The sequence below is a fragment of the Tenacibaculum sp. 190524A05c genome (genome assembly GCF_964036595.1).
In the GTDB taxonomy this organism is placed as follows: Bacteria; Bacteroidota; Bacteroidia; order Flavobacteriales; family Flavobacteriaceae; genus Polaribacter; species Polaribacter platacis.
On sequence record NZ_OZ038523.1, the window covers coordinates 1363169 to 1390137 of the forward strand.

Sequence of the window (26969 nt, forward strand, 5' to 3'; positions counted from 1 at the left end):
ATTTGTTTTCATGATTGAAAAAAAATTGTAGATTTGCGTACATATCATAAAAAAAATCTAGATACAATGAATTTATTAGTAACGATTGTAGTAGCTATAGTAGTCGCAGTCCTTTTAGCTTTTGTAATAGTAAAGTTTGTACCATTAAAATTAAGAGGTTTAATTTCTGTATTATTATTGTTAGCTGCAGGTTATTTGGTTTATTTGATCTATAACGGAATAATGGAACCAATTAAGTTTAATAAAGAAAAGAAGGTTCGTTACGCTAAAGTTATTGATCAGTTAAAAATAATTAGAGATGCGCAAATCAAATATAAAGATGCAAAAGGCGCATATGCAAAAGATAAAAATAGCTTAATTAACTTCATTGAAACTGATTCTTTAGTAATTACCGAAACTGTAAACGTTGAAAAAGAACTTGTATTAGGTGGAGGAATTACAAAAAAGATTTCTGTAAAGAAAATTGATACTACAGGTTTTGAGCCAGCTTTAAAATATTTCAAAGACAGAGACTATAAAGGAATGTTTAGTGTTCCTGGTACTGATAAGGAATTTGAAATGGCTGTAGGTGAGATCGAGAAAATTACAGGTCTTTTTGTACCAGTTTTTGAAGCAAAAACTGAGAAGAAAGAAATCTTAAAAGGATTACCAAATCACTTAGTAAAGCAAGAATTAGAAGCTATCGAAGCTGATCAAATTAAAGGACCTTTTGTAGCTGTAGGATCTTTAGAAGAAGTATCAACTGGTGGTAACTGGCCTCCATATTACGATAAAGGAGATGCAAAAACTGATTCAGAAGAATAAAGAAGAAATTTCATCTAAACATAAAAGTTTATCCATCCAATTTAGTTTGGATGGATTTTCTTTTTGTGTAAAAGATATTCCGAGTAGTCAAATACTATTATTGACTACATATACCTTTGATAGTAGTATGGATACTCCACACGAGCTATCAGAGAAAATCCAAAGTATATTTGAAGCTGAAAAAGAATTACAAATCGAGTTTGATCAAATAATTGCTATACATCAAAATCAATTAGCGACTCAAATTCCAGATGCTTACTTTGATGAAAATCATCTGAAAACGTATTTGGATTTTAATATTAAAACCTTTTCATCTGATTATATCACCTTTGATAATTTACCTTCACTTGAAGCTAAAAATGTATACATTCCATATGTAAATGTGAACAATTTCTTATTTCAAAACTTTGGTGAATTTGAGTTCAAACATCATTCAACAGTTCTTTTAGAGCAATTCATTACAAATCATGATGCTTCTATTGAAGATACCATGTATGTGAATGTTTCTCATAAATACTTGGATATTGTTGTATTTAAAAATGACCAATTAAGGTTATATAACTCTTTTCAATACAACTCTAAGGAAGACTTTTTATATTATATTTTATTTGTTTCAGAACAATTAGAGTTAGATCCTTCTGAGTTTCAACTTTTATTTTCAGGGAACATCACAAAAGATTTCACTAATTTTACTCTAACCAAAGAGTACATCAGAAATGTTGATTTCTTAAGACCGAGTTATAATTTCTTGGATGAATCAGAACATTTTAAACCACATTCTAACTATATTCTATTATCGTAAATGCGAATAATTTCAGGAAAATATAAAAGTAAAAGGATTAGTGCACCTAAAAACTTGCCTGTTCGTCCTACCACAGATATGGCGAAGGAATCTTTATTTAATATTTTAAATAATCTATACTATTTTGACTCTATAAGTGTATTGGATTTATTTGCTGGTACTGGAAACATAAGCTATGAATTTGCATCACGAGGTACAGAAACAATCTACGCAGTAGATGGACATTACGGTTGTGTAAAGTTCATTAATCAAATTTCTAAAGAGTTAGATTTAGATATCACAACTTTTAAAAGCGATGTTTTTAAATTCTTGGAGAAAACTACAATTAAAACGGATGTGATTTTTGCAGATCCTCCTTATGATTTCGAAGCTGCTCAATTTTTAAAGATTGCCGATTTAGTATTTGAAAAAGAATTATTGAATGAAGAGGGAGTATTAATTATTGAGCATTCTAAGCATACCGATCTTACTTCTCACCCAAAATTAAGTTACCAAAAACGTTATGGAGGTAGTGTTTTTAGCTTTTTTGAGCTAGAATAACCCTTATAAAACCTAAGCAAATATAATTTTAACATACTTTTTATTACTATAACTATAGTTGTAGTAATAACTTTTATATATTTGTTGCATGAACAAACTGACCAAACCGGAAGAGCAAATCATGCATTATATCTGGAAACTTAAAAAAGCTTTCCTAAAAGATATTGTAGAACAATTCCCTGATCCGAAACCTGCTTACACCACAATTTCCACTGTTGTGCGTGTACTAGTTAAGAAAAAGTTTATTGATTACAAGACTTTTGGCAAAACCAGAGAATATTATCCTTTAGTAAGTAAAAAGAAATATTTCTCTGAATATATGAATGATATCATTTTTAGTTTCTTCAATGGATCTTCTGGAAAATTTGCTTCGTATTTTACCAAAAATGAAGATTTAAATCTTTCTGAATTAGAAGAAATTAAAGGGTTAATAGAAGAAAAAATAGAACATTTAAAAGGTAAAGATGAATAGTATTATTCTTTTTCTAATCAAATCCAGTATTGTATTCACCTTGTTTTATTTAGTATTTCAATTAATACTAAGTAAACACACTTTTCATCAATTGAATAGAATCATCTTAATTGCGATCATACCTTTTTCATTATACGTCGCTAATACTTCTACTGTAATTCCAATTACAACAAATACAATAGAAATACCTGCCTTTACAGAAATGGGCACTAATTTTACAACTGAAATTTCGAATGGGAGTACAAATGTGATTCATGTTAAAAAGAGCTATAATTATCTCAATCTTCTATTCTATGTTTACATTTTAGGTGTACTATTCTCTTTATTCTCTTTTGTGAAATCTTTGTTGGATATATATACTTTGAAACGTAATTCAGAAGTTAAAAAACTAGAGAATTACGCTCTCATATATTCAGATGTTCAAGAAGTTTTTTCATGTTTTAATTGGATATTCATTCCTAAAAACAACACTAAACAAGTTGATAATATTATTCTTGAACACGAGAAAAAACACATTGCTCATAAGCACACAATTGACTTGTTTTTTATTGAAATATACAAAGTCTTTTATTGGTTTAATCCTTTTGTTTATTACTATGGAAAATCTCTTAAATCAATTCATGAATATCAGGTAGACTCAGACGTGTTACGTAATCAACAACTTGATATTACTAAGTATTTAGGATTACTTAAAACAGAAATAGAAAACACATCTCGTTCAAATTTATACAGTCATTTTAGACATCCTTTAATTAAAAAAAGAATTACAATGATTACTAAACCAAAATCAAATACCATTCAAAAACTGAAGTATTTACTTTTATTACCTCTAGCTTTTCTATGTATGGTTTCTTTCACCAAACAGAATAGTATTATTCCAGATTTAGTTTTACCCAAAACCACTAAGGATAAAGACACCAAACCGTCAATATCTCCGATAAAAAATATCACTAAAGCAGATATTACAGCAAAGTTCGGTCCGGCAAAACATCCGATTTTAAAATCCATGCGTCATCATAATGGAATCGATTTTCGTGCTGCAAACGGAACTCCAATAGTAGCAACTGCAGATGGAGTTATTTCAAATGCATCTTATGAAAACAAATGGGGAAATCTTATAATCATTCAGCATGAAAATGGTTATGAAACATTATATGCTCATTTGAGCAAGTTCAATTGCAAACCAAATCAAACCGTGAAAAAAGGAGAAGTTATCGGATATACTGGTAGTACAGGAATGGTAACAGGTCCTCACCTACATTATTCAATTAAACATAATAAGGAATATGTCAATCCAATTGACTTTATAGAATAACATCATCCTAACCGTAACTCAACCAAACTAATTATTAAACTAAAAACTATTACTACATCTAATTCTATGAAAAACTCATTTAGAATATTGATTGCTATGTTATTATTATGCATACCATGCAATAATCTTTTCAGTCAAGATTTAAGTACAACTCTTTATCAATTACCAAGTCTTATTCAAAATATCAAAGAAGACTCAATAAAAAGACAAAACCTAAAAGATAGCTTGAGTATTGTAAATTTATCTCAAAATTGGGATACCATTCACTTCAATGCTTATGCTAAAACTAAAATAAAATATCCGTTTAAAATAAGTTTTTTAGATAGCACTTATGCATCTCCAATTCCAAGAAAACATGTTATTACCTCAAGATACGGATGGCGTCGAGGGAGACCACATCGTGCTATAGATATTGATTTGATTACTGGTGATGATGTGTATAGTATTTTAGACGGAAAAGTTCGTTATGTTGGTTACCACTCAGGACATGGAAAAACTATAGTAGTAAGGCATTATAATGGATTAGAAACGGTGTACGCACATTTATCCAAATATGATGTAAAAGTAAATACGATTGTAAAAAAAGGACAACTTATTGGTAAAGGCGGAAACACAGGTAGATCGCGAGGAAGTCATTTACATTTAGAAGTTCGATTTAATGGAATTGATATCCACCCGGAACATGTGTTTAACTTTAAAGACAATACTAAAATTCGTTCCAAAGATGTATGGATTACTGAAGATTGGGCAACACCTTATTATCATATTTCAACACGAGAAAGTTTTCTTGTAGTATTAGATTCGCATGAAAAAGCTATGGCGTATAAGAAAAGAAAACGTCAGATTTACATAGTAAAAAGTGGAGATACATTATCCGGAATTGCTTACAAGAATAGAGTTTCTATTCGTAGAATTTGCAAAACGAATAAAATTAGAAGAACTAGCACTTTGAAAATAGGACAAAGACTAATTCTATAAAAATCGATACAAAACTTAGCTTATTTAACTAAAACAAAAAACTCTAATTGTAGTGGTTTTAATTTATCCTTTAAAGCCACTACAAAATCTTTTCCGTACTCTAAGTAATACTCTGAAAAGTTTCGTTTACGTTCTTCTAAACTTAAATTAGGTAATATTTCACTTTGTAGTTGAGTAATTCGATCAACTAAATCAGCCTGCCTTCTTTTCTCTGCACGTAACAATCGTTTTTCTAGATTTTCTAATCCTTTCAATTGCTTTTTCTCTTGGGCACTTACAGCTCCAACATATGAAACATCTGTTTTATTTGCGATTTCTCTTAATTGATTAAACTGCTGTTCAAGAAAAGATTTTTGTTCAGCAAAATTAAAACTCACTTCAGCATTCTCCTTAACTTTTTTCGATACTAAATCATGCTGCTTTAAAAATAATTCTTCTAAAGAAATTGAAAGTCTTTCTAATTTACCATGTTGTTTAACACTAACTACCTGAACAGAGTTACGTAGTAATAAAATAGGAAAAGGAACATTAACAGTTTCAAAATAATCTTTTAACTGCATCCAATACGCCATCTCTCCTCCTCCACCTATATAACATAAATTTGGCAGGATTACTTCCTGATATAGCGGACGCATAATCACATTAGGAGAAAAACGTTTCGGATGAGCATTTAATTCTTCTAAAATTTCTGCCTCTGTAAATTGAATATTCGTGTTATTTACCTTAAAAACATCTTTTTCAAAAACAATACGTTCTCTTAAACCATCTGTTAGATAAAATAAGTTAATCTCTCTAGGGTTCACTTGAATTTTATACGATTCGCTTAATAGTGCATTCGTTTTTGTTACTGCTTTGTGCGAGGTTTGATGAATAAGTTCGTCTTTAACAACTGGAATAAATTGTTCTTTCAATCCTTTATCATCAGCATCAACAATGATTAACCCATATTCTGCAAAAAGTTCATTTGCGATATAACGAGTTGCATCAGCTAAATTATCGTACTTCAAATAGCCATTAGAAAATAATTCCTTTAGAAACTCTGCGTTTTTAGATGTTCCTAAATGTTTTTGAAATTCGTTGAAAACATTATCCAAACCATCTGTAGAAAATCTTCCAACTGCTCCTTGCTCATTAGAATTCCACTGAACTTTAGTTCCTTTAAAATTAAAATAATTGATTTCATCAAAGTCATGATCTTCAGTCGCCATCCAATACACAGGAACAAAATTATAGTCTGTGTATGTATCACTTAATTCCTCAGCTAAATTAATCGCTGATATAATTTTATAAAGGAAATATAATGGTCCTGTAAATAAATTTAATTGATGACCAGTAGTCACCGTAAATGTATTTTTACTTTCAAGTAATACAATGTTCTTTAGTGTTTCTTCCGAAGGAGTAACCTTTTGATATTGCTCCTTTAAAGAAGTAACTAATTGTAATCTTTTTGCTTCAGAATATGACTGTTGTTTTTGATTTATCTGATTTTCAAAGTTTTCTATACTTGGGAAATTACCATAAAAAGGAGATAACTTATCAGACTTTTCAAGATAATCACACATCATTGTAGAGAAAAAACCAGTTTTTTGGAAAGGAATATAGGTACTACAATCACATTCGGTTAAAGACATTCGCAAAAATATTTTAAGTAAAGTAACAAATTTAAGTCATTGCTTACAACTTGTATTGCATCTTAACAAAATTTTATTAATCTATTTCTCTATTTTTACAAAGTAATCAACTTAAACATGCAATTTAAACATCCAGAGTTTTTATACTTTCTAGCACTTTTAATAATTCCTATTCTGGTGCATCTTTTTCAACTAAGGAAATTTAAAAAAGTACCCTTTACGAATGTTGCTTTTTTACAAAACTTGGTGATTAAAAACCGTAAAAGTTCTCAAATTAAAAAATGGCTATTACTAGCATGTAGATTACTTTTAATTAATGCCATTGTTCTTGCTTTTGCTCAGCCTTTTTTGAGTAACCGATCAAAAGAAGTAAAAGATCATACTTTTATTTATTTAGATAATTCAATGAGTTCAAATGCCAATGGTAATTCTGGAAATATTTTAAAGAATGCTTCCCTAGAACTTATAGAAAATAATCGCGAAAGTGGCACTTATAGTTTATTAACTAACTCTAATTTTTATCGAAATATTTCTTCTGATGAATTAAGAAACAAACTCAAAAAAATCACCAATTCTCCGGCACAAATTTCACAGGAAGAAATCTTATTGAAAATATCTAGCTTAAAAAACACAACCGAGAATATTATAATTTCAGATTTTCAAAATTTAGATCCTGAGGTTTTCGAGAATAAAAACCTTCCTCTTTCTCTAGTTCAAATTACACCAGAACAGAAAAGTAATATCTCAATTGATAGTGTTTATGTAAGTCAAAATACTTCAACTTCTTTACAAGTAAATGCGATATTAAAAAATCAAGGATCTGCTAGAGAAAATATTCCTGTAGCTTTATATAATGATGATCAGTTGTTAAGTAAACAAACTTTTTCTATTCCTGAAAATGAAAAAAAATCTATTTCATTTTCAATTGAAAAAACAAATCCTTTTAAAGGATATTTGGAAGTGAATTATAAAGATGCATTTGCTTTTGATAATTCTTTTTATTTCAGTTTAAATTCTAATGATAAAATTAATGTTTTAGCAATTGGTGATTCTAATGATTTTTTATCTCGAATTTATACAAAAGATGAATTCAACTTTACCAATTATACGTTGCAAAAAACTAACTATAATAGTATTGAACAACAACAATTAATCATCTTAAATGAATTAGAAAAGATTCCTCAAAGTCTCGTAACTAGTATTGAAAGCTTTATTAAAAATGGTGGACACTTAGTTGTTATTCCAAATACAGAAATTGACCTTAATTCTTATAATGTGTTTTTTAAGAATTTAGCTATTGGAAGTGTTACAAGTCGTAAAAAAGATTCTTTAAAAATTACTTCTATTAATTTCAAACATCCTTTCTTTAAGAATGTATTTGATAAACAGGTTCGAAATTTTCAATACCCTTTTGTTACAACTTCTTTTACATCGAACTTTAGTAATTCAAGTACATTAATTTCATTAGAAAATAATCAGAATTTCATCTCACAGATCACTAAAAACGATTCTCAAATCTATTGGTTTTCGTCACCTTTGGACAAAGCACAAAGTAACTTTACAAATTCTCCGTTAATCGTTCCTGTATTTTATAATATCGGACAAGGAAGTTTGCAGTTATCTGAACTCTATTATAGATTATCACAAGAAAATACAATTGAAGTAAATGCTCAATTAAATAAGGATGATATACTTTCTATCTCTAACATAAAGAGTTCTTTTATTCCTTTGCAGCAAACATTTCAAAACAAAGTTAAAATCACAACGAAAGACCAACCTGAAAACACTGGTTTTTATTCAGTATCAGATAAAGAAACCTCATTACAAACCATTGCATTTAACCATAGCATTTCAGAAAGTTCACTGCAATTTCCTGATTTGTTAAACCGTTTTAAAGACAGTGAAAATGTGAAGGTTTCGAAATCGGTGAAAGATACTTTAAAAAAAATCGCTCAAAAAAGTAAAGTTCATTGGCTTTGGAAGTGGTTTTTAGGTTTAGCCATTGTATCTTTGCTGCTAGAAATTTTGATTCTAAAATACTTTAAAGTATGACTACGCTACTAAAATCAGCGACTATAATCGACTCTTCAAGTCCGTTTCACAAACAAACAAAAGACATATTAATTATCGACGGTGTTATTTCCGAAATCAACGACACTATTTCTGAGAAAGATGAATACACTATTGTTTCATTAGAAAATTTACATGTATCAACCGGATGGTTTGATACGAGTGTGAGCTTAGGTGAACCTGGTTATGAAGAAAGGGAAAACATTGCAAACGGTTTAGACGTAGCAGCGAAAAGTGGTTTTACTCAAATAGCAATTAATGCAAATACACATCCTGTAGTAGACAATAAATCTGCTGTAGAATTCTTAATCAATAAAGCAATTCATAAACCTGTTAGTGTTTTTCCTATTGGTGCATTAACTCAGAAAAGTCAAGGTGTTGAAATGGCTGAGTTATATGACATGCAGCAATCTGGAGCAATTGCTTTTGGTGATTATAAAAAACCTGTGGAAAATGATAACTTATTGAAAATTGCATTGCTTTACGCTCAGAATTTTGATGGTTTAGTTTTAAGTTTTCCTAAAAACAATAAAATAGCGGGTGAAGGAATTGCAAATGAAGGATTAAACTCAACGAAATTAGGACTAAAAGGAATTCCTAGTTTAGCAGAAGAAATTCAAGTTGCAAGAGACCTTTTCTTGTTAGAATACACGGGTGGGAAGTTACATATTCCTACGATTTCTACTGAAAAATCTGTTCAACTTATTCGAGAGGCAAAATCGAAAGGATTACATGTTACCTGTAGTGTTGCAGTTCATAACTTAGTAATCACAGACGACGCTTTACATGGATTTGATGCAAATAACAATGTGAATCCTCCTTTAAGAACAGAACAAGACGTAAATGCTTTAGTTGAAGGAATTAAAGATGGAACCATAGATATTATTACTTCTGATCATAATCCAATTGACATTGAACATAAAAAAGTAGAATTTTCAATTTCTAAAAGTGGAACTGTTGGAATGGAAAGTGCTTTTGGAGCTTTACAAACTAAATTAGATTTAGAAACAATTATAAAATGTTTAAGTGATAATCCGAAAACTATTTTTGGATTAGAAACTTCTTCAATAAATATTAATCAAAAGGCTGATCTTACATTATTTAATCCAGAAGGAGAATTTAAGTTTTCTCAAGAAGATATTTTATCAACTTCAAAAAACAGTATATTTATAGGACACAATTTAAAAGGAAAAGCATATGGAATATATGCTAAGAATCAACTTTTATTAAATACCTAGAAATATGAAAAACTTAACATCTGTTGAAGAAGGCAAAACCCTTGCTATTATCTCTCATTTTTGGTTAATCGGAACAGTAATTGCCTGGATTTTAAATTTAAAAAAGCAAAATGAGTTTACCAGTTTTTATGTAAGACAAATGCTAGGCTGGGACTTATTAGTGTTTTTAAATGGATGGCTTATTTACAGTTTCTTCGGTGGTTTTTTCAAATGGATTATAGGTGTTATTTTATTTTTATTCTGGATTATCAGTTTTATAGGTTGTATATCTGGAGATAAAAAATTGATACCAGTATTTGGGGAACACTTTCAAGATTGGTTTAAAAGTTTATAACATACATGAGTTTATTATATAAGGTTCGAGAACCTAAAGTAACTACTGAAAATGCAAGTTTATTAATACTATTGCATGGATATGGTAGTAATGAAGATGATTTATTTTCTTTCTCTGAAGAATTACCAGATGAATTAAGAATTGTTAGTGTTAGAGCTCCTTATGACATTGGTTATGGTGGTTATGCTTGGTATGCTATTAATTTTGACGCTGACGAAAATAAGTTCTCGGATATTGGACAGGCGAAATCTTCTGTTCAAAAAATCTCTGATTTTATTGATGATTTAAAGAAAATGTATGCTCCAAAGAAAACCTTTTTATTAGGTTTTAGTCAAGGTGCTATTTTAAGTTATGCTTTAAGTCTCAACTTCCCTAATAAAGTGCAACATGTTGTTGCTTTAAGTGGTTATTTAAATGAAGAATTATTACCAAGTTCTATTTCAAATGATATAGAAACGGATTACTATATTTCTCATGGTTCTGTTGATCAAGTTATACCTGTGACCTGGGCTAGAAAAGCTCCAGAATACTTATCCAACTTAAACTTGAGCAATCAATTCTCAGAATATCCAGTTGGACACGGAGTAGCTCCTCAAAACTTTTACAGTTTCAAAGAATGGATTGATAGTAGGTTATAATTCTATCATAAACAAATTCTATGTTTATTAAATTCATTTAAATCTATATCGCTTACCTTTGCAGGCGATAACGTGTATCTGTTTATTCACATAATAACCTAAAACAATTACAATATGGATATTTTCACTCACCAAAATGCTTACATCTGGTTTGTTCCTGTATGTGCTTTAGCAATTGGTTTTGAAATGTATTTTAGCTATAAGAGAAAAGCAAAGAACTATGAGTTCAAAGATGTTTCTACAAACGTTTATTTTGCTTTGGTAAATGTTTTGTTAGATGGTTTAATGTATGCAACTTCTTTTGTGGTTATGAATTTCTTTTATGACTACAGATTCATTGATTGGGAAGGTACAGGTGCTCTATATTGGATTATTGCTTTTGTTGGTCAAGATTTCTTGTATTACATTCATCATTATGTAGACCACCATTCTCGTTTTTTCTGGGCAGTACACGTAACACATCATAATTCAGAATATTACAATATATCTACAGGATTTAGGTCTCCGGTATTACAACCTTTTTACCGATTCATGTTTTTAATTCCTTTAATTCTTATTGGAATTCACCCGTTACACATTATGTTTGCTTATGCAATGAACCAAAACTATGGTACACTTTGTCATACGAACTTTATTAAGAAAAATAATCGTAAAGGAGTAGCTGGATTTTTATTAAGAATTTGGGAATACATCTTTGTTACACCGTCTCATCACAGAGTACACCATGCTTCTAATATTAAATATTTAGATAAAAACATGGGAATGTTCTTAATTATTTGGGATAGAATGTTTGGAACATTTCAAGCTGAAGAAGATGAAATGGAGTATGAAAAACTAAAATTTGGTTTAACCAAACCTCTTGAAGATAAGGGACCAATAAATATTATTTTCCATGAATGGAAAGAGATCTTTAAAGATTTCTTTCAAAGAAAAAAACACTTACCACTCGGTACTAGATTAAAATATGTGTTTATGCCTCCAGGATGGAGTCATGATGGAAGTAGCCAGACAAGTAAAGAACTACAAAGAGAATTAAGAAAAGAAAGTAACTAATACGTTAGTTTTTTTAAGTCGTGGATAGATGAATATAAACACCAGTCCTTAAATGACTTAATACTTAATTTTTTTATGATATTTCTTCTATGCGTTTTCGCTGTAGAAACTTCAATATAAAGTTTTACTGCAATTTCCTTAGGTACAAGACCTGTACAAATACAATCAAATACCTCTTGTTCTTTCGACGTAAGACTTTCTAATCTCTTTCGATAAGCATACAAATCTCCATGTACTTTAATTTTTAAAGCATTACTGAGAACTAAAAACTGCTTTTCCGTAAATGTTGATGTCATAATTTGTTCTATTAATTTCGAAAAAACATCTTGGTTGAATAAGAAACTATTTCTTTTTATTTCAGATGTTAACAATACACTTTCCATAATTTGTAATATTTTATTCCCTTCTATCACAAAATTAAGTTGATCATAAACCATAAAAACCATACTTAAGTATGGTTTCTATGATTAAATTATACTAAAAGTTAAAATGGACTCCAATTCGAAAGCCATCATATGATCCAGAGAAATCAGTTTCATCAACTTCAACCTGTCCTAAACCATATCCGACATATAAAATTTCAAAAATTCTCACATTTAAAAATGCTCCGTAAAATGTTTCGTCTCCAAAACCAAATTCACCACTAAGATTAACTCTAATTGAATATCTATCATATCTAATTTCATCTAACTGTAAAATATCATAGTCAAGACCAACAAGAAATCCTCCTTCTCCAGAATCAACATATCCCATGGTAAATCCTCCTCTCTCTATAGAAATTCCTAATTCATATGAAAGAATATCTACTTTACCATCACTAAAAACACCCGATTCTCCTGTATCATAAGTTCTTGAAGTTAACCCAAGATTAATTCCACTAAAAATACCATCAGAAGCTCCTCCAGCAATCATCCCAGCTAATCCAGTAGCAGCATCTGCAATGGCCTTATTTTCTGCTTGTTTACGTTTTAACTCTGCTTCCTGTTGTCTTCGAAATCTATTATAATCATCTATTTTCTTTTGTTCTTCTCTTCTTTTTCTATCTAACTCTTGCTGCCTCTTCTGCTCTCTTAATTGAGCTTCTTTTTTCGCTTGAGAATTACTGCTAGATTGTGAATAGTATGAGTTAGATTCCTCAACTTTTTGAGCCTCTTCTTTTTTTCTTTTTGCTATCTCTTCTTCTCTAATTTTATCTTCTTTCTCTTTTTGTTTTCGTCTTTCATTATTTCTAATTTCTGATTTTATATCGCTAATAAAAGAGAAATAACTTGTTTTGACTCTGACGTTAACGTTATTCAAAATAAAATCTAAATCATTGTAACTAACATCTTCACCAAATATTTTTTGAATTTGCGTGTTATTTGATTTTCCAAAATCATAACTATTAAATGCATTGAAATTATTTTTTGCAGTAATCCCCGTTTTACTCACATTTAATGAGTAGCGATTGTTTCCTCTTCTTAAAGTCAAATTTCCGTCAATATCTACATTAACATCGCTTAATGTCATTGGAAAACTTTTATTCCTTATTACTTCATCCGCGCCATTCATTCTTAAATTAAGACGAGTAATTTTAAAGTTTTTAACTCCTAAACGAATTGCCGAAGGATCATCTCCATAACCGGCATCATGCAATTGATAAATTACTGTTGCTGTGTAATTAAAGGATCCATTCTCTATTGAATGTGTTCCAGAAACTGTTGTTGATTTCACCTGTGTTCCTCCTCCTTGTGCTATAGATTGAAAAGAGCAAAGTGATAAAAATGTGATAATAACTAAAGTTGTAAAACGCTTAGCTTTTGTTCTAAATTTTAAATTAACCATTCCCTTATAATTTTATATTCTTCAAACAAAATTATTGGGAGATCAACTATAAAAAACCATACTAAAGTATGGTTTACATTATCTGATTTTAGGGTTAGTTTAATTCAAATAAAAGAAATAGAAGTTTATCCTATTAATGACTTGCATTGGCATCTAGAAAATATTTTATCTTATTTTTTTTATGTTCTAATTTTATCAAAGCACACTCTTCTTGATCTCTTTTTGTATGAAAAATATAATGGCTATTATTATGGTACAAACTATCAACTTCATAAGTTCCAACATCAACACAATCTTTAAAATACCAAGTGCGATTGTCTTTTTTAAATTGTAACGGAACTCCAAACATTTCATTTAAATTCACAATTGGCTTTTTCCTTCGAATTCCTTGAATCGGATTTACATTAGGAACTGTGGTAAGAGTGATAACATCATTATTATGTTCATAACCGATATACAAGGTCTTCAAAAATCCGTTACCTGGATTTCTAAACCTTAATTCATTATCAATAGTATCTCTAACTCCATGGAATATATACTCTACTTCATTAAAGTATACAATTGAATCGTTTTCTTTATGATTAAAAACTCCATCCTTATAAATATATTTATGAGTAAATGTTGTTATGTATAATACATCCCGTTTATTCTTATTGAACAACAAGTATAACTCTTCATAGACAAGATGATTTTTTTCACTTTGTACACTATTCATAAATGGTCTTTTCTCAATAGGCACGTCGGTATTTAAAGTGTCTTTTACCATTTTAAAAGTATACAGATCGTAATCTTTTAATCTGATGGATGTATTTTTATATTCTTCTGAAAGTTCATCTACATATACATATTTAGGTGAACTACAAGATATAATTATGTACAAACAAAGTATAAGTATTAGATAATTTTTCATGCTCATTATTTTAATAAATTATGACTATTCATAAAATAAAACCCACCAATACCAGCTCTTTTTATTTCATTCCAAATTCCTTTTTCATTTTTAAAAATATCAGGATGAAAAGGACTTTCCTGATTAAAATGAAAACCATCTTGAAAATCCCTATCCGTATTATGCAAGGTTAAATGAACCCCATAATTATCGGTTGAATTTCTCGCCGTTAAACGTAAACGTCCTTTATTATAATATTTACTTTTTTCATCTTTATAGGCTAAAACATCTAACTGAAGTAATTGTCCTACATAAAAAATACTTTCTTCGGACCAAGTAAACTTATGAAAACTAAATTCCCAATTATCAAACGTATAATTATTATTTAGATACACAGCTAACAAACCACCTCCTGTATAATAACGGTCTCTTTTATCTCCTAAGCTTAATCTTCCCCATAATCCTCCATCATTATATGAACTTATATAAAAAGATCTAGATACCATTGCACCGATTAATCCGACACGCTGAAATTCTCTTCCTTTTTGAGTTGACCATATTAAATTAGATCCTATTGTTAACGAATGATAAAGTGGGTTTTGCAGAGGATTACTAGTAAAATCTGAAAAATGAACTAATGGTACATTCTTCATATCCAAGTTTGTATTATCGTTAAAATATCCAACATTCATACTAATATCAACCATAAAATCAAGAACTGAACTTGAAAAGAAGTTTTTATCAGGATGATAAGTACTTATTAATTCACCTCTATTATATAGCACAACACCTGCATGTAAAGATGGATAAAGACTTTTTGAGTTAAACACAAAACTACCAATACCTCCAAATAATGATAAATTAAAATTACTGTACTTTCCTTTACTTTCAATACCATTAATATCTATGGTAGCTTTTAAGGCGACGCCATATTGTATATTATCTAAATAATCAGTTTGACTGTAGGATTGTATACAGCTTAAAATTGTTATAATTATAAAGAGTAACTTTTTCATAAATCATATTACATTAGAAACCAATTCATTTAGTCTATTGAATTCGTGAAAATTATATTTCTAAATTTAATAACCTTTTCCCTCATTGTTTTCACTTGACCTTTGGTAAAAAAACAACGACAAGAGCTGTAATCCATAAAATTATTATAATTTGGTTTAGTACTAACATCAGCTGGAGGGCACTCATTTTCTCTTTTTACGTCGGTACAACTAAATTGTGTTGGTGTATCATCTATAAAATCTGGTGTAGGATTCCTAGACCTTCTACAATTTCCTGCCATTCCCCAAACGTGAAACAAGCCTAACCAATGACCTATTTCATGAGTAACTGTTTGGCTTCCATCTCCAAAATTAGTATAATTTATTTGAATGAATTCTGGTTCGTAACCTTCTGCTAAAGTGCAAGGAGAAGCATTTCCGTATTTACCTACAATTATATTTAAATTTTTATCAGGGTCTACTCTTTTAATTCTTTTCGCTCTTCTTTTATGTCTCTTATGCTTGATCACTTCTTTTAAATAAAACTGAAAATTAGGTTTACCTATTAAATCTCTACTTACAAAATAATCATTAAGTGTAGACATATCGTTTTGAGCAGAAAAATTAGTATTTAAGTCTTTTAACTCCTTCTCTATAATTTCTTTAGTAATTATTTGAGGAACATTATGCTTTTTACCTTTTTTAACCAAATGTATAACAACAGGAATTTTAATAATTCTACCATCATCCGTTATCCCAGTATTCACTTGACCATTTATATTGCATAAACTCAAACAAAAAATTAAACACAAAAAATATCTCATACTATACGTTTTTGATTTACATTATTTCCAAAAATACGTTTTCAATTCACCTAAAAACCATACTTTAGTATGAAAATCTGTAAATGTTGATCCGAAAATTATTACTTTTTTTAGTAATTCTTATTACTAGTGCAATTAATGCACAAAGTAATCGTAGTGAACTTTATAGTACTATGAGCTACTACACTTCTCCAGGAGATTCTTTAAGTTTTTCAGATGTCATTCTAAAGTTTAAAGAAGGAGCATTTAAAAGTGATAAGGATTTCAAAATTTATCAAAGACTTTCTAATAAAGAATGGTGGTTTCATTTTCCAGTAGAAAATAAAAGCAATTCAAATTCATATAAATACTTAACACTTTCCTACCCTTACTTATCGATGGGTAAAGTATATTATAAAAAAGGTGAGCACATCGATAGTTTACATACTACGTCATATGACAAACATTTTCCTTTTAAATTCTTGTTTTATCGACATCCTGTTTGGAAGATTCCTATTAAAGATTCACAAATAACAGAAGTTTTCTTAAAGGTTAAAAATGATAGTAGTCGTGCTAGGATGGAATTTCACTTAGAGGATGAAAACGAATTTTTAAAACGTCTTGAAATTGAGTATATCTTCTTTGGAGTATTCATTTCTTTAATTCTATCAATGGTAATAATACTGTTATATTTTTCCATTCTTAAAAAAGAATACAGTGTTATTTTTTATGCTATCTACGTGGCATTAATGTTAATTGAATTTTTAGCTGGAAAAGGATTAGGAATTCAGTTTTTATGGAACGATAGTATTTTTTTGATTCATAGTTCGAGAAGCTTTAGTCAAACTCTTGGAGTCTTTTTCATAGGTTTATTTTATATTAATTTTTACAGATTGGAGAAACAAGATAAGTTTTCTAGAAATGTATTTAGAATTGGTACTTACATTACCGTTCCTTTAATTTTAATATATATCTATAAGTCCTTCTTTGGCGGACTAACCACGTATTACTTATATGTATGGATCATATTAAAATTAATTATTCTTTCTTGGTTTATCAATCATATCTATTTAACTATTAAAGGAAGAATTCCCAAGTATTTAATTATTGGGTTTAGTTTACCCATCATCGTACTAATAATTGCACAAAGTATAAACCCATCGGTAAATAGTAATGATGTATTAGTTTACGGAAGTATAAATGTCTATTATTTAGCACTAATCGCTGAGGTGTTGATATTCATACGTTACATTTTCAGTGCTGTTATTGCATCACAAAAAAAATATACCGAATTAAAGAAAGTTACTAATGAACTACAGTTGAACTTTCAGAAGAACATATTAAAATCTCAAGAAAAGGAACGTAGTAAACTACTAGGTAATGTTCATGATAGTTTTGGTGGATATCTAGAAGCTTTAAAATTAAGATTGCTAAATAAAAATGAGAATTCACCTGAAAAAGTAAAAGAAATTCTAGATTCTTTTGACAAGGAATATCGTTATCTTTTAAATAGTTTATATTCTCCTAAGATCAATTCTGAAAACTTTATTGAGAACTTAATTGACTTTTTCGATAAAATAAATAAGCTCACAAACAACCCTATTACACATAAATTTTCGCTTGAAGAAAGTGAATTGCCACCAGAAAAATGTTTACATATTTATAGAATTATATCTGAATTAACTACCAATGCTATTAAATACTCTAAAGCTTCAGAAATTAAAGTAAATATTAGTGAATCAAAAGGCAAGGTAATCATCGTTCAAGTATCAGATAATGGGATTGGTTTTGATGTAAATTCGACTAAAAAGTCCTCTTATGGTTTGAATAGTATAAGAGAAAGAGTTGAGATTATGAATGGTGAATTTAATATTGATTCAGTAAAAAACAGTGGAACTACAATTACAATTCGTATTCCTGAAAAATAATGGATAAGCTTATTAAAATAATAATTGCAGATGATAATCGCTTCTTTTGTGAAGCGCTTAAGGATAGTTTAGATCAACATGAAGAATTTAGTTTAGGTCCTTATTTTACAGCTCTGGAGGATTTAATTTCGTATACCAATAGCAACACATTAGACATTCTAGTATTGGACGTAAATTTTAATGGGAATAATTCTTTAGATCATATATCACAGATAAAAAAAGAGAACTCGAATTTTAAGATAATTGCATTAACGACGTTAAACAACAATTATATAAAAGGACAAGCTCTAGAAAATGGCGTTGATTGTTTCGTTGGTAAAGATTCTGATTTATCTAAATTTAAAAGTGTTATTATTGATTGTTATGCTCAAAACAAACAACCTGGCTATTTAGCGTCAGGTAAAGTTATAATTAACAATTTAAGCTTCACAAAACGAAAACTTGAAATATTACAAGCACTTTACAAACATTCAGAACAAAATGACGCGCAACTTTCTGAAGTTTTAAACATCTCTTTAAGTTCATTAAAAACTCATAAACGAGAACTATTTGAAATTACAAATACGACTAATATAAAAGAGTTATTGAAGTTCGGAATACAAAATGGATTAATCATTTCTTAGTTTTGAATTTGATATATCAATAAGATAAAATAAAAAAGCACTACTAAAATGTAGTGCTTTTTTATTTTATGAAATCAAGAATAGAATCTAACCTAATATCTGATTTGCATGTTCTTTAGTCTTAACTTTAGAAATAACATCTTCTAAAACTCCATTTTCATCAATTACGAAAGTAGTTCTATGAATACCATCATATTCTCTTCCCATAAACTTTTTTGGTCCCCAAACTCCGAAGGCGTTTATTACAGCTTTATCTTCATCCGCTAATAATGGAAAAGGTAATTCGTTTTTATTAATAAAATTTTGTTGTCTTTTCGCACTATCCGCACTTACTCCTAAAACATCATAACCTTTAGCTAAGAAAGTATTATAGTTATCTCTTAAATCGCAAGCCTCTGCGGTACATCCAGGTGTACTTGCCTTAGGATAAAAGAATAACACTAATTTTTTACCTGCATAATCTGATAATTTTATAGTATTTCCAGCTTGATCTTTAGCTTCAAAACTTGGTGCTTTATCACCTATTTTTAGTGTAGTCATAATTCGTATTTTTGTTAAGTAAAAATACTGAAAAAATGAACAAAACCGAAAAAGTTCAGTTTGTAATAGATACTCTAGAAAGACTATATCCTGAAACTCCAATTCCGTTAGATCATACAGATCCTTATACATTACTTATTGCAGTTTTAATGTCAGCACAAAGTACAGATGAGCGTGTGAATAAGATCACCCCTTTATTATTTAAAGTAGCTGACAATCCGTATGATATGGTTAAGTTGACTATAGATGAAATTAGAGAAATTATAAAACCAGTTGGATTGTCTCCAATGAAATCAAAAGGAATTCATGGTTTGTCTGAAATTCTTATTGAAAAACATAATGGTGAAGTTCCACAAAATTTTGAAGATTTAGAGGCTTTACCTGCCGTAGGTCATAAAACAGCCAGTGTTGTAATGGCTCAGGCATTTAATGTACCTGCGTTTCCTGTAGATACTCATATTCACAGATTAATGTTCAGATGGAATTTAACTAATGGTAAAAGTGTTGCTCAAACAGAAAAAGATGCAAAACGTTTATTTCCTAAAGAACTTTGGAATAAACTTCATTTACAAATAATTTATTACGGACGAGAATATTCACCTGCAAGAGGTTGGAGATTAGAAAATGATATTATCACTTCTACTATTGGAAGAAAAACAGTAATAAATGAGTACAACTCTAAAAAGAAGTAAGATTATAATATAAAAAAGCTTCAGTTTCTCACGCTGAAGCTTTTTCACTCTTAATTCAAATTCAATTCAATGAGAACATTTGTTTTTGTTCTTACTGTTTTGAGACTTTTAGAAAAGTTTAATAAAAACTCTACTGTTTTCTGTTTAGGGTTCATCTTAAAATCAGATGATTTGCTTGAGTAAATGTGCGCCATATAAGTTTGTTTGATAAAATATCTACCTAACTAACGCTCAAATTATTAGTTTAGTATTAATTCACTAAAATAATTTTATTTTTCTCAATTACCTTGCGTAAATTTATTAATGCGTAACGCATTCTACCTAATGCAGTATTTATACTAACTCCTGTGCTTTCAGAAATTTCATTGAAGCTCATATCCATATACATACGCATCTTCAGTACTTCTTTTTGTTCTTCTGGTAATTCTTCAATTAAGTTTCTTACATCAGACAAAATCTGATCTTTAATAATTCTTTTCTCTGCATTTAATGCATTATCGCTAATGATTGAGAAAATATCAAAGTCGTCAGAGTTATTAAACTTTGGCATACGATTATTCTTTCTAAAATGATCGATTACCAAATTATGAGCAATTCTCATAACCCAAGGTAAAAACTTACCTTCTTCGTTATAATTTCCTTTTTTTAATGTTTTAATCACTTTAATAAAAGTGTCTTGAAACACGTCCTCAGTAATGTCTCTATCTTGGACTTTACTGTAAATAAAACTAAAAATTCTTTGCTGGTGTTTTTTAATAAGAAATTCAAGAGCAATCTCTCTTCCGTTGATATACTCCTTTACTAAAACGCTATCATCACATTGATTCCTAAACATAATTCTACTTTTATTCAACGAAAAGTACTTACACTCTTCGATTGGGATTATATAATAATTTTAAAAGTAGTTTTTGTGTATAGGCGTAACGCTTTAATAATTAATTTATTAAGCAAATATGTAATTTTTTACGATAAAACACAAATTTTATTATAAATAAATCAATTTATTACAATTTTTTAACGATAAGTTTTAATTGAAATAACCTAAGTAGTCAAGCTTAAAATGATTATTTTTGATGTTTACTTTTATTGAAATGAAAACAGACCTTTCTTCTATAAATCCTAAGGAAAATATAATTATTAAAGGAGCCTCATTACACAATCTAAAGAATATAGATGTAGTAATTCCTAGGAATAAATTTGTCGTTATTACAGGTTTATCAGGATCGGGAAAATCTTCTTTAGCCTTCGATACTTTATACGCTGAAGGACAAAGACGATACGTAGAAAGTTTATCATCTTATGCTCGTCAGTTTTTAGGTAAATTACACAAACCTAAAGTTGATTACATTAAAGGAATTGCTCCTGCGATTGCTATAGAACAAAAAGTAAATTCTACAAATCCAAGATCCACAGTTGGAACATCTACTGAAGTTTATGATTATATAAAACTTTTATATGCTCGTATTGGGAGAACATTTTCTCCAATTTCTGGAAATGAAGTAAAAAAACATACAGTAACAGATGTTGTTAACTATATTAAAGAAATTGAAGAAGGAGCTAAACTGCTGTTATTATCCCCAATTACTATTCCAGAAGGAAGAGATCTTCAAACAGTTTTAAAAGTATTAACTCAGCAAGGTTACGCTCGTTTAAAATTCAATGATAAGGTATACCGAATTGATAAATTCCCTGTTGATGAATATAAGAACGAACCCTTAGAATTAGTTGTAGATCGTATTGTTATTCAGCACAATGAAGATTTTTTCAATCGATTGGCAGATGCTATACAAACTGCATTTTTTGAAGGAAAAGGAGTTTGTTATGTAGAAAATTTAGAAACTAAAAACACGAAAGAGTTTAGTAATAAATTTGAATTAGATGGTATTACTTTTCTAGAACCCAATACTCATCTATTTAGTTTTAACAATCCTTATGGAGCTTGTCCAACTTGTGAAGGATATGGAAGTGTTATAGGAATTGATGAAGAATTAGTTATTCCAAATACTGGATTATCAATTTATGAAGATGCTATTTTCCCTTTTAAAACAGACTCTTACAAATGGTATAAAGAAGATTTAATATTAAATGCTGCTGAGTTCAATATTCCAATCCATAAGCCTTGGTTTGAATTAACAGAAGAACAAAAGGATTTAGTTTGGAAAGGAAACAGTAAATTCTGCGGAATTGATCATTTATTTAAAACTTTAGAAGAAAAGAGTTACAAAATTCAAAACAGAGTTATGCTTTCTCGTTACAGAGGTAAAACAAAATGTAGCGAATGTGATGGAAAACGCCTTCGAAAGGAAGCTAATTATGTTCAGGTATACGGAAAAACTATTTCCGATTTAGTAAATCTACCTCTAGATGAATTGGCAGAATTTTTCAAATCTATTGAGCTTAACGTTTATGAAGAAAAAATTGGTAAACGATTACTAACGGAAATTAATAATAGATTGCAATTTTTAGTTGATGTTGGGTTAAGTTATTTGACATTAAACAGAACTTCTAATACACTTTCTGGTGGAGAAAGTCAGCGAATTAACTTAGCCACATCTTTAGGAAGTTCACTTGTTGGTTCAATGTATATTTTAGATGAACCAAGTATTGGTTTACACCCAAAAGATACTGAGCGACTAATTAAAGTTCTGAAAAACTTAAGAGATTTAGGAAATACAGTAATTGTGGTTGAGCATGATGAAGAAATAATGCGAGAAGCGGATTACATTATTGATATTGGACCAGAAGCTGGAACGTACGGAGGAAATGTTGTAGCAGAAGGAACCTTTGATGATATCTTAAAATCAAACACACTAACATCCAATTATTTATCAGAAAAACTCAAAATTGAAATTCCTTCAAAAAGAAGAGAATCAAAGAATTTTATAAAAGTACTTGGTGCTCGTGAAAACAACTTAAAAAACATTGATGTTACTTTTCCTTTAAACAATTTAACGGTTATTACTGGAGTTTCTGGTAGTGGTAAGAGTACTTTAGTTAAGAAACTTCTATATCCAATTATGCAAAAAAAGCTTATTGGTTATGGAGATAAAGTTGGGCAGTATACTGATATTGAAGGTAGTTATGAGAATTTGAAACATGTTGAGTTTATTGATCAAAATCCTATTGGACGTTCTTCAAGGTCAAATCCTGTTACTTATGTAAAAGCATATGATGATATTAGAAAGCTCTTATCAAATCAAAAGTTATCTAAAATTAGAAACTATCAACCAAAACATTTTTCTTTTAATGTTGATGGAGGACGATGTGAAGTTTGTAAAGGTGAAGGTGTTGTTACCATAGAAATGCAATTCATGGCAGATGTGCATTTAAAATGTGAAGCTTGTAATGGAAAACGATTTAAAAAGGAAATCTTAGAAGTTAATTTTAACGGAAAAAATGTTGACGATATATTAAACCTAACTATTGATAATGCTATTGATTTCTTTGAAGAGCATGGTGAAAAGAAAATAGCTTCGAAATTAAAACCGTTACAAGATGTTGGTTTAGGCTATGTAACTTTAGGACAATCTTCTTCTACTCTATCTGGTGGAGAAGCTCAACGTATTAAGTTAGCTTCATTCCTAATTAAAGGAAACACAAAGGATAAAGCACTTTTTATTTTTGATGAGCCGACTACTGGTTTACATTTTCATGATATCAACAAATTACTTACTTCTTTTAATGCGCTAATTGATAGAGGACATTCTGTTATTGTAATTGAACACAATACCGATTTAATTAAATGTGCTGATTATATTATTGATTTAGGAACCGAAGGTGGAAAGAAAGGTGGAAACTTAATTTTCCAAGGAACACCCGAAGATTTAGCCAAAAACACGGAATCTTATACTGCAAAATACATTTCAGAGAAACTTTAACATAAAAATATTTCGAAAACGAACAGAAAAGATAAGTCTCTAATAAAAAAGGAATTAAGTCTAACAGAAGTAGGAAGAGCGCTATAAAATAGTTAAAAAAAATACGCGAGTAATGCATATTTTATTAAAGAAAAGTTAAAAGTTTAAAAAAATATTATTATTTTTCTATAGAATTTTAGCAAAAAACTAATGTTAAACCCAAAAAAAGGTAGACTTCTTATTGCAGAGCCATCTATTTTAAATGATGATTCTTTCAAACGAACTACTGTACTATTAACAGAGCATTCTGAAAACAGTACGGTTGGTTTTATTTTGAATCGTCCTTTACAATATGTTCTTGAGGATTTAATTCCTGATGTGGAATGCGATTTTACGGTTTATCAAGGTGGGCCAGTTGAGCAAGATAACTTATACTTTATTCATCGTGTACCTCACCTATTGGATGATAGTATTGAAGTAGCAAATGGTATTTACTGGGGTGGGAATTTTGATGCTTTAAAAAACCTGCTTAACAGTCACTTAATCGAACCTACAGATATTCGTTTTTTCTTGGGTTATTCTGGATGGGGAGCTAATCAACTTAAGGACGAGTTAAATACAAATTCTTGGTTTATTTCTGAAAATGACTTTCAGAATATTTTTTCTGAAAATGAAGAATCAATCTGGAAAAATAAACTACTTCAAAAAGGAGGTAAATATAAGATTTGGGCAAATGCTCCTGCAGATATTAATATGAATTAAGTTTTATTTTACTATCTATTTTTTATTCTCTTTTTTCTTACGTTACAATTTTCATTTCAACGTACACCTCATAAAATTCAAAGAAACCAGCACATTTACATCAAAAACATGCATTGTTTGTTCGTCTGTCTAATACATTATATATTAGCAGAAAAAATAGTATTTATGCGAAGCAAAAGTTTTTTATCAATTATTCTTTTACTACTAATTTTATCATGTGATTCTCCAAAACCAACCCCTAATATGTTTGCAGAAGAAGAAATTCCTGAATGTAAAATTATGATTGTTTTAGGAGATGACAGAAGTGGTTCATCTGAGAGTATTCAAAAATTAAACAAAGATGATTATAAAGCCATTGTTGATGTAATTAATCAAAACGGAAGTGGTTATTTTACTTCAACTATTATTGGAAACCCTGCTCCTAACTCTAAAGAAATTTTTAGATTAAAAGTAAGTGCTTTAAAACCTTATAAGAATATATTAACTTCTGAACATCCAACATTATCGGAACAGGCAAAACAGAAAAAATATAACGACAAAATAAAAGCTAAAAACGAAAAAATTAAGAAGAAGAATGCTTCAAAATTAAATAGCTTTTTATCTAAAACTGTTCAAACTTCAATTTTGGGTTATAAACCTAACAAAGGAAAAGATATTACCAATATTGATTTAGCATTTGAACATATCAATAAATTATTAAAAGAGCCAAATGTAGAAGACTATGATAAAGTGATGGTTGTTCTTTTTACTGATGGAGTTAACGAACCAAGAAGATCAGGGAAAATTGAAGAAATCAAAACTAAATTGACCTTACCAGATAATGCTGAATTATTTTTAATTGGTTGGAAGAACACTTCGATTTTTGAAGGAATTGAATTTAGTGAATTTGAGGGTAAAGAAGGATTCTTTAGTTTCATGGAAGACTTTGATTGTATATAAAAACTACTGTTATGATTATAAACTGGGATAAACCATCTACTGATGAATCGGAAGATCTTTTTAAAATTTCTGATGAATTAGCTTCTCGTGCAAACTCTGCATCAAAAAGAGCCAGAGATACTTTTGATATTTTAAAACCAAATGAAGAAAAGCTATCACAATGGGATAAAATAATGTCTAACGCATATGTTGTTCCTTTCACGATTGCTTTTGTTGTTATTTGTATTTTGGAATATTATTTCAGTAGAGAAATCTATAGAGATATTTTACCACAAGCTCCTTGGGTTATTGGAGTAGGGATCATTTTTATTTCCATTGTAATTGCAGAATTAATGGTAGGAATGTTAAGTTCTCACACTAGAAATAAACGCTTTTTTGAAGAGAAAAAAGTTCCTTCTAACTCTGCTAAACCAGAGTCTGATATTCGTAAAGGGATTACTAGAGACGTTAGAATCCAATTTTTCATTGGTAGCGCATTGTTCTCAGCTATTGGTATTGCAATATTTTATTTTTCTAAAGAACGTGTAGCAAGAGAAATTGCTGCAGGAATAAGAGAATCTGCATTTGGTATTCAAGATGTATTACCCGTACTTTTTTACGTGTTAGAGGTTTTAGCAGGACTTTTCGTTTTCTATTTATTTAAAAGATCTGTTTTAGCTATTAAAAATTATCGAAGCAGAAAGAGATACAGCAAAGAAGTAAACAACGCGAGATCAAACACTAGTGAATCATGCAAGTATTTTGATGATGCAGAAAAAAAAGGATATAACACTTTTTTAGATGATGTAAGTAATAATATTCATTTAGGATTTTATAGAAACAAACATCAAAACACAAATGAACAACATTTGAAATATGTTAACGAACCTGAGAAAGAATTACAAGGTTTCAAGGCATTATTCAAAAACGCAAATGGAACTCCAATACAAGTTACTATAGATGCATTAACTGAATATAAATTCAGAGAAAGTAAAACCAGTAATTCTGAAGGATTGATTGACATGAATTTTAATTCATATCCTGAAGATCAAATCAAACAATTTAGAGTTACTTACTTTAACACCAATAACGAAAAACTAGTTGAAGAAATTTCAGGAAACTATTCCTTGAACAATGAAAGTTTTTACGAAATTATTCTGAAATAAATAATCTAATCGAAAAAAGGTCTAAAATTAGTTTTAGATCTTTTTTTTTTGCTTTCAATTCTCTTCAATCTTAGTGGTAAATATTAGAATTCAATTA

26 protein-coding genes are annotated in these 26969 nt (G+C 29.3%); 18 read left to right on the forward strand and 8 right to left on the reverse strand.

Annotated elements, in window-relative coordinates:
* Nucleotides 1-66 precede the first annotated feature (66 nt).
* From ABNT61_RS05730 to ABNT61_RS05755, 6 genes are all read left to right on the forward strand, one after another.
* Nucleotides 67-804 (forward strand): hypothetical protein, encoded by a 738-nt coding sequence (locus ABNT61_RS05730; RefSeq protein WP_348724440.1) that lies wholly within the window; start codon nucleotides 67-69, stop codon nucleotides 802-804.
* Nucleotides 779-1606 (forward strand): DUF3822 family protein, encoded by an 828-nt coding sequence (locus ABNT61_RS05735; RefSeq protein ID WP_348745194.1) that lies wholly within the window; start codon nucleotides 779-781, stop codon nucleotides 1604-1606. Before ABNT61_RS05730 ends, ABNT61_RS05735 begins: the two co-directional genes overlap by 26 nt.
* Nucleotides 1607-2146: an RsmD family RNA methyltransferase gene (locus ABNT61_RS05740; protein ID WP_348713259.1), complete on the forward strand. Its 540-nt coding sequence runs from the start codon at nucleotides 1607-1609 to the stop codon at nucleotides 2144-2146.
* A gap of 88 nt (nucleotides 2147-2234) precedes the next feature.
* Nucleotides 2235-2618, forward strand: a complete 384-nt coding sequence (locus ABNT61_RS05745) for a BlaI/MecI/CopY family transcriptional regulator (RefSeq protein WP_348713258.1) — start codon at nucleotides 2235-2237, stop codon at nucleotides 2616-2618.
* Nucleotides 2611-3933, forward strand: coding sequence for a peptidoglycan DD-metalloendopeptidase family protein (locus tag ABNT61_RS05750; protein WP_348745195.1), 1323 nt, complete (start codon nucleotides 2611-2613; stop codon nucleotides 3931-3933). Before ABNT61_RS05745 ends, ABNT61_RS05750 begins: the two co-directional genes overlap by 8 nt.
* Nucleotides 3934-3999: 66 nt before the next feature.
* Nucleotides 4000-4911, forward strand: a complete 912-nt coding sequence (locus tag ABNT61_RS05755) for a M23 family metallopeptidase (RefSeq protein ID WP_348745196.1) — start codon at nucleotides 4000-4002, stop codon at nucleotides 4909-4911.
* Between the two features lie 20 nt (nucleotides 4912-4931).
* Here ABNT61_RS05755 and bshC read toward each other — a convergent pair whose 3' ends face one another.
* On the reverse strand, nucleotides 4932-6542 hold the full coding sequence (gene bshC / locus ABNT61_RS05760; RefSeq protein ID WP_348745197.1) for a bacillithiol biosynthesis cysteine-adding enzyme BshC: 1611 nt from the start codon (nucleotides 6540-6542) through the stop codon (nucleotides 4932-4934).
* 117 nt (nucleotides 6543-6659) lie between these two features.
* On the opposite strand from bshC, the gene ABNT61_RS05765 reads away from it, so the two are divergent.
* The 5 genes from ABNT61_RS05765 to ABNT61_RS05785 all read left to right on the forward strand — a co-directional run bounded on the left by ABNT61_RS05765 (nucleotide 6660) and on the right by ABNT61_RS05785 (nucleotide 11875).
* Entirely contained in the window at nucleotides 6660-8594 is a 1935-nt protein-coding gene (locus ABNT61_RS05765; protein WP_348745198.1) for a BatA domain-containing protein, read from the forward strand.
* Nucleotides 8591-9850 carry a dihydroorotase gene (locus tag ABNT61_RS05770; RefSeq protein ID WP_348745199.1) on the forward strand — a complete coding sequence of 420 codons (1260 nt, stop codon included), beginning with the start codon at nucleotides 8591-8593 and terminating at the stop codon, nucleotides 9848-9850. The genes ABNT61_RS05765 and ABNT61_RS05770 overlap by 4 nt, the downstream gene beginning before the upstream one ends.
* Nucleotides 9851-9854: 4 nt before the next feature.
* The gene (locus ABNT61_RS05775; RefSeq protein WP_348713252.1) at nucleotides 9855-10184 is read left to right on the forward strand and encodes a hypothetical protein; all 330 of its coding nucleotides are present in this window, start codon (nucleotides 9855-9857) and stop codon (nucleotides 10182-10184) included.
* 5 nt (nucleotides 10185-10189) lie between these two features.
* Nucleotides 10190-10822, forward strand: coding sequence for an alpha/beta hydrolase (locus ABNT61_RS05780; protein WP_348745200.1), 633 nt, complete (start codon nucleotides 10190-10192; stop codon nucleotides 10820-10822).
* 114 nt (nucleotides 10823-10936) lie between these two features.
* Entirely contained in the window at nucleotides 10937-11875 is a 939-nt protein-coding gene (locus ABNT61_RS05785) for a sterol desaturase family protein (RefSeq protein ID WP_348745201.1), read from the forward strand.
* Here the strand turns inward: ABNT61_RS05785 and ABNT61_RS05790 are convergent.
* The 5 genes from ABNT61_RS05790 to ABNT61_RS05810 form a co-directional block, all read right to left on the reverse strand.
* Nucleotides 11872-12258 carry a helix-turn-helix transcriptional regulator gene (locus tag ABNT61_RS05790; protein WP_348745202.1) on the reverse strand — a complete coding sequence of 129 codons (387 nt, stop codon included), beginning with the start codon at nucleotides 12256-12258 and terminating at the stop codon, nucleotides 11872-11874. The two genes, ABNT61_RS05785 and ABNT61_RS05790, sit on opposite strands and share 4 nt — an antisense overlap.
* Before the next feature lie 94 nt (nucleotides 12259-12352).
* On the reverse strand, nucleotides 12353-13699 hold the full coding sequence (locus ABNT61_RS05795) for a cell envelope integrity protein TolA (protein WP_348745203.1): 1347 nt from the start codon (nucleotides 13697-13699) through the stop codon (nucleotides 12353-12355).
* Between the two features lie 133 nt (nucleotides 13700-13832).
* The gene (locus ABNT61_RS05800) at nucleotides 13833-14609 is read right to left on the reverse strand and encodes a hypothetical protein (protein WP_348745204.1); all 777 of its coding nucleotides are present in this window, start codon (nucleotides 14607-14609) and stop codon (nucleotides 13833-13835) included.
* A gap of 5 nt (nucleotides 14610-14614) precedes the next feature.
* Nucleotides 14615-15604 (reverse strand): hypothetical protein, encoded by a 990-nt coding sequence (locus ABNT61_RS05805; protein WP_348745205.1) that lies wholly within the window; start codon nucleotides 15602-15604, stop codon nucleotides 14615-14617.
* Nucleotides 15605-15633: 29 nt separating this feature from the next.
* The gene (locus tag ABNT61_RS05810) at nucleotides 15634-16350 is read right to left on the reverse strand and encodes a M43 family zinc metalloprotease (protein WP_348745206.1); all 717 of its coding nucleotides are present in this window, start codon (nucleotides 16348-16350) and stop codon (nucleotides 15634-15636) included.
* A gap of 230 nt (nucleotides 16351-16580) precedes the next feature.
* Here ABNT61_RS05810 and ABNT61_RS05815 point away from each other — a divergent pair, with 230 nt between their 5' ends.
* Together ABNT61_RS05815 and ABNT61_RS05820 are read left to right on the forward strand one after the other, a co-directional pair.
* Nucleotides 16581-18314, forward strand: a complete 1734-nt coding sequence (locus tag ABNT61_RS05815) for an ATP-binding protein (RefSeq protein ID WP_348745207.1) — start codon at nucleotides 16581-16583, stop codon at nucleotides 18312-18314.
* Nucleotides 18314-18937: a response regulator transcription factor gene (locus ABNT61_RS05820; RefSeq protein ID WP_348745208.1), complete on the forward strand. Its 624-nt coding sequence runs from the start codon at nucleotides 18314-18316 to the stop codon at nucleotides 18935-18937. Before ABNT61_RS05815 ends, ABNT61_RS05820 begins: the two co-directional genes overlap by 1 nt.
* Nucleotides 18938-19024: 87 nt before the next feature.
* On the opposite strand, the gene bcp is transcribed toward ABNT61_RS05820, so the two are convergent.
* Nucleotides 19025-19477, reverse strand: a complete 453-nt coding sequence (bcp, locus tag ABNT61_RS05825; RefSeq protein ID WP_348745209.1) for a thioredoxin-dependent thiol peroxidase — start codon at nucleotides 19475-19477, stop codon at nucleotides 19025-19027.
* Between the two features lie 35 nt (nucleotides 19478-19512).
* Here bcp and ABNT61_RS05830 point away from each other — a divergent pair, with 35 nt between their 5' ends.
* Nucleotides 19513-20169, forward strand: a complete 657-nt coding sequence (locus ABNT61_RS05830; RefSeq protein ID WP_348745210.1) for an endonuclease III — start codon at nucleotides 19513-19515, stop codon at nucleotides 20167-20169.
* Between the two features lie 250 nt (nucleotides 20170-20419).
* Here ABNT61_RS05830 and ABNT61_RS05835 read toward each other — a convergent pair whose 3' ends face one another.
* Nucleotides 20420-21004, reverse strand: a complete 585-nt coding sequence (locus ABNT61_RS05835) for an RNA polymerase sigma factor (protein WP_348713238.1) — start codon at nucleotides 21002-21004, stop codon at nucleotides 20420-20422.
* A 256-nt stretch (nucleotides 21005-21260) separates the two neighbouring features.
* On the opposite strand from ABNT61_RS05835, the gene uvrA reads away from it, so the two are divergent.
* From uvrA to ABNT61_RS05855, 4 genes are all read left to right on the forward strand, one after another.
* Nucleotides 21261-24047, forward strand: coding sequence for an excinuclease ABC subunit UvrA (gene uvrA, locus ABNT61_RS05840; protein ID WP_348745211.1), 2787 nt, complete (start codon nucleotides 21261-21263; stop codon nucleotides 24045-24047).
* Nucleotides 24048-24236: 189 nt separating this feature from the next.
* Nucleotides 24237-24788 (forward strand): YqgE/AlgH family protein, encoded by a 552-nt coding sequence (locus ABNT61_RS05845; protein ID WP_348724418.1) that lies wholly within the window; start codon nucleotides 24237-24239, stop codon nucleotides 24786-24788.
* A gap of 165 nt (nucleotides 24789-24953) precedes the next feature.
* Nucleotides 24954-25727, forward strand: coding sequence for a hypothetical protein (locus tag ABNT61_RS05850; RefSeq protein ID WP_348745212.1), 774 nt, complete (start codon nucleotides 24954-24956; stop codon nucleotides 25725-25727).
* Between the two features lie 11 nt (nucleotides 25728-25738).
* Nucleotides 25739-26872 carry a hypothetical protein gene (locus ABNT61_RS05855; RefSeq protein ID WP_348745213.1) on the forward strand — a complete coding sequence of 378 codons (1134 nt, stop codon included), beginning with the start codon at nucleotides 25739-25741 and terminating at the stop codon, nucleotides 26870-26872.
* Nucleotides 26873-26969 lie beyond the last annotated feature (97 nt).

Bases quoted from the DNA above. Each gene is read 5' to 3' on its own strand.
- ABNT61_RS05730 (WP_348724440.1), top strand. From the start codon at position 67: ATGAATTTATTAGTAACGATTGTAGTAGCTATAGTAGTCGCAGTCCTT.
- ABNT61_RS05735 (WP_348745194.1), top strand. From the start codon at position 779: ATGCAAAAACTGATTCAGAAGAATAAAGAAGAAATTTCATCTAAACAT.
- ABNT61_RS05740 (WP_348713259.1), top strand. From the start codon at position 1,607: ATGCGAATAATTTCAGGAAAATATAAAAGTAAAAGGATTAGTGCACCT.
- ABNT61_RS05745 (WP_348713258.1), top strand. From the start codon at position 2,235: ATGAACAAACTGACCAAACCGGAAGAGCAAATCATGCATTATATCTGG.
- ABNT61_RS05750 (WP_348745195.1), top strand. From the start codon at position 2,611: ATGAATAGTATTATTCTTTTTCTAATCAAATCCAGTATTGTATTCACC.
- ABNT61_RS05755 (WP_348745196.1), top strand. From the start codon at position 4,000: ATGAAAAACTCATTTAGAATATTGATTGCTATGTTATTATTATGCATA.
- bshC (WP_348745197.1), bottom strand. From the start codon at position 6,542: ATGTCTTTAACCGAATGTGATTGTAGTACCTATATTCCTTTCCAAAAA.
- ABNT61_RS05765 (WP_348745198.1), top strand. From the start codon at position 6,660: ATGCAATTTAAACATCCAGAGTTTTTATACTTTCTAGCACTTTTAATA.
- ABNT61_RS05770 (WP_348745199.1), top strand. From the start codon at position 8,591: ATGACTACGCTACTAAAATCAGCGACTATAATCGACTCTTCAAGTCCG.
- ABNT61_RS05775 (WP_348713252.1), top strand. From the start codon at position 9,855: ATGAAAAACTTAACATCTGTTGAAGAAGGCAAAACCCTTGCTATTATC.
- ABNT61_RS05780 (WP_348745200.1), top strand. From the start codon at position 10,190: ATGAGTTTATTATATAAGGTTCGAGAACCTAAAGTAACTACTGAAAAT.
- ABNT61_RS05785 (WP_348745201.1), top strand. From the start codon at position 10,937: ATGGATATTTTCACTCACCAAAATGCTTACATCTGGTTTGTTCCTGTA.
- ABNT61_RS05790 (WP_348745202.1), bottom strand. From the start codon at position 12,258: ATGGAAAGTGTATTGTTAACATCTGAAATAAAAAGAAATAGTTTCTTA.
- ABNT61_RS05795 (WP_348745203.1), bottom strand. From the start codon at position 13,699: ATGGTTAATTTAAAATTTAGAACAAAAGCTAAGCGTTTTACAACTTTA.
- ABNT61_RS05800 (WP_348745204.1), bottom strand. From the start codon at position 14,609: ATGAAAAATTATCTAATACTTATACTTTGTTTGTACATAATTATATCT.
- ABNT61_RS05805 (WP_348745205.1), bottom strand. From the start codon at position 15,604: ATGAAAAAGTTACTCTTTATAATTATAACAATTTTAAGCTGTATACAA.
- ABNT61_RS05815 (WP_348745207.1), top strand. From the start codon at position 16,581: ATGAGCTACTACACTTCTCCAGGAGATTCTTTAAGTTTTTCAGATGTC.
- ABNT61_RS05820 (WP_348745208.1), top strand. From the start codon at position 18,314: ATGGATAAGCTTATTAAAATAATAATTGCAGATGATAATCGCTTCTTT.
- bcp (WP_348745209.1), bottom strand. From the start codon at position 19,477: ATGACTACACTAAAAATAGGTGATAAAGCACCAAGTTTTGAAGCTAAA.
- ABNT61_RS05830 (WP_348745210.1), top strand. From the start codon at position 19,513: ATGAACAAAACCGAAAAAGTTCAGTTTGTAATAGATACTCTAGAAAGA.
- ABNT61_RS05835 (WP_348713238.1), bottom strand. From the start codon at position 21,004: ATGTTTAGGAATCAATGTGATGATAGCGTTTTAGTAAAGGAGTATATC.
- uvrA (WP_348745211.1), top strand. From the start codon at position 21,261: ATGAAAACAGACCTTTCTTCTATAAATCCTAAGGAAAATATAATTATT.
- ABNT61_RS05845 (WP_348724418.1), top strand. From the start codon at position 24,237: ATGTTAAACCCAAAAAAAGGTAGACTTCTTATTGCAGAGCCATCTATT.
- ABNT61_RS05850 (WP_348745212.1), top strand. From the start codon at position 24,954: ATGCGAAGCAAAAGTTTTTTATCAATTATTCTTTTACTACTAATTTTA.
- ABNT61_RS05855 (WP_348745213.1), top strand. From the start codon at position 25,739: ATGATTATAAACTGGGATAAACCATCTACTGATGAATCGGAAGATCTT.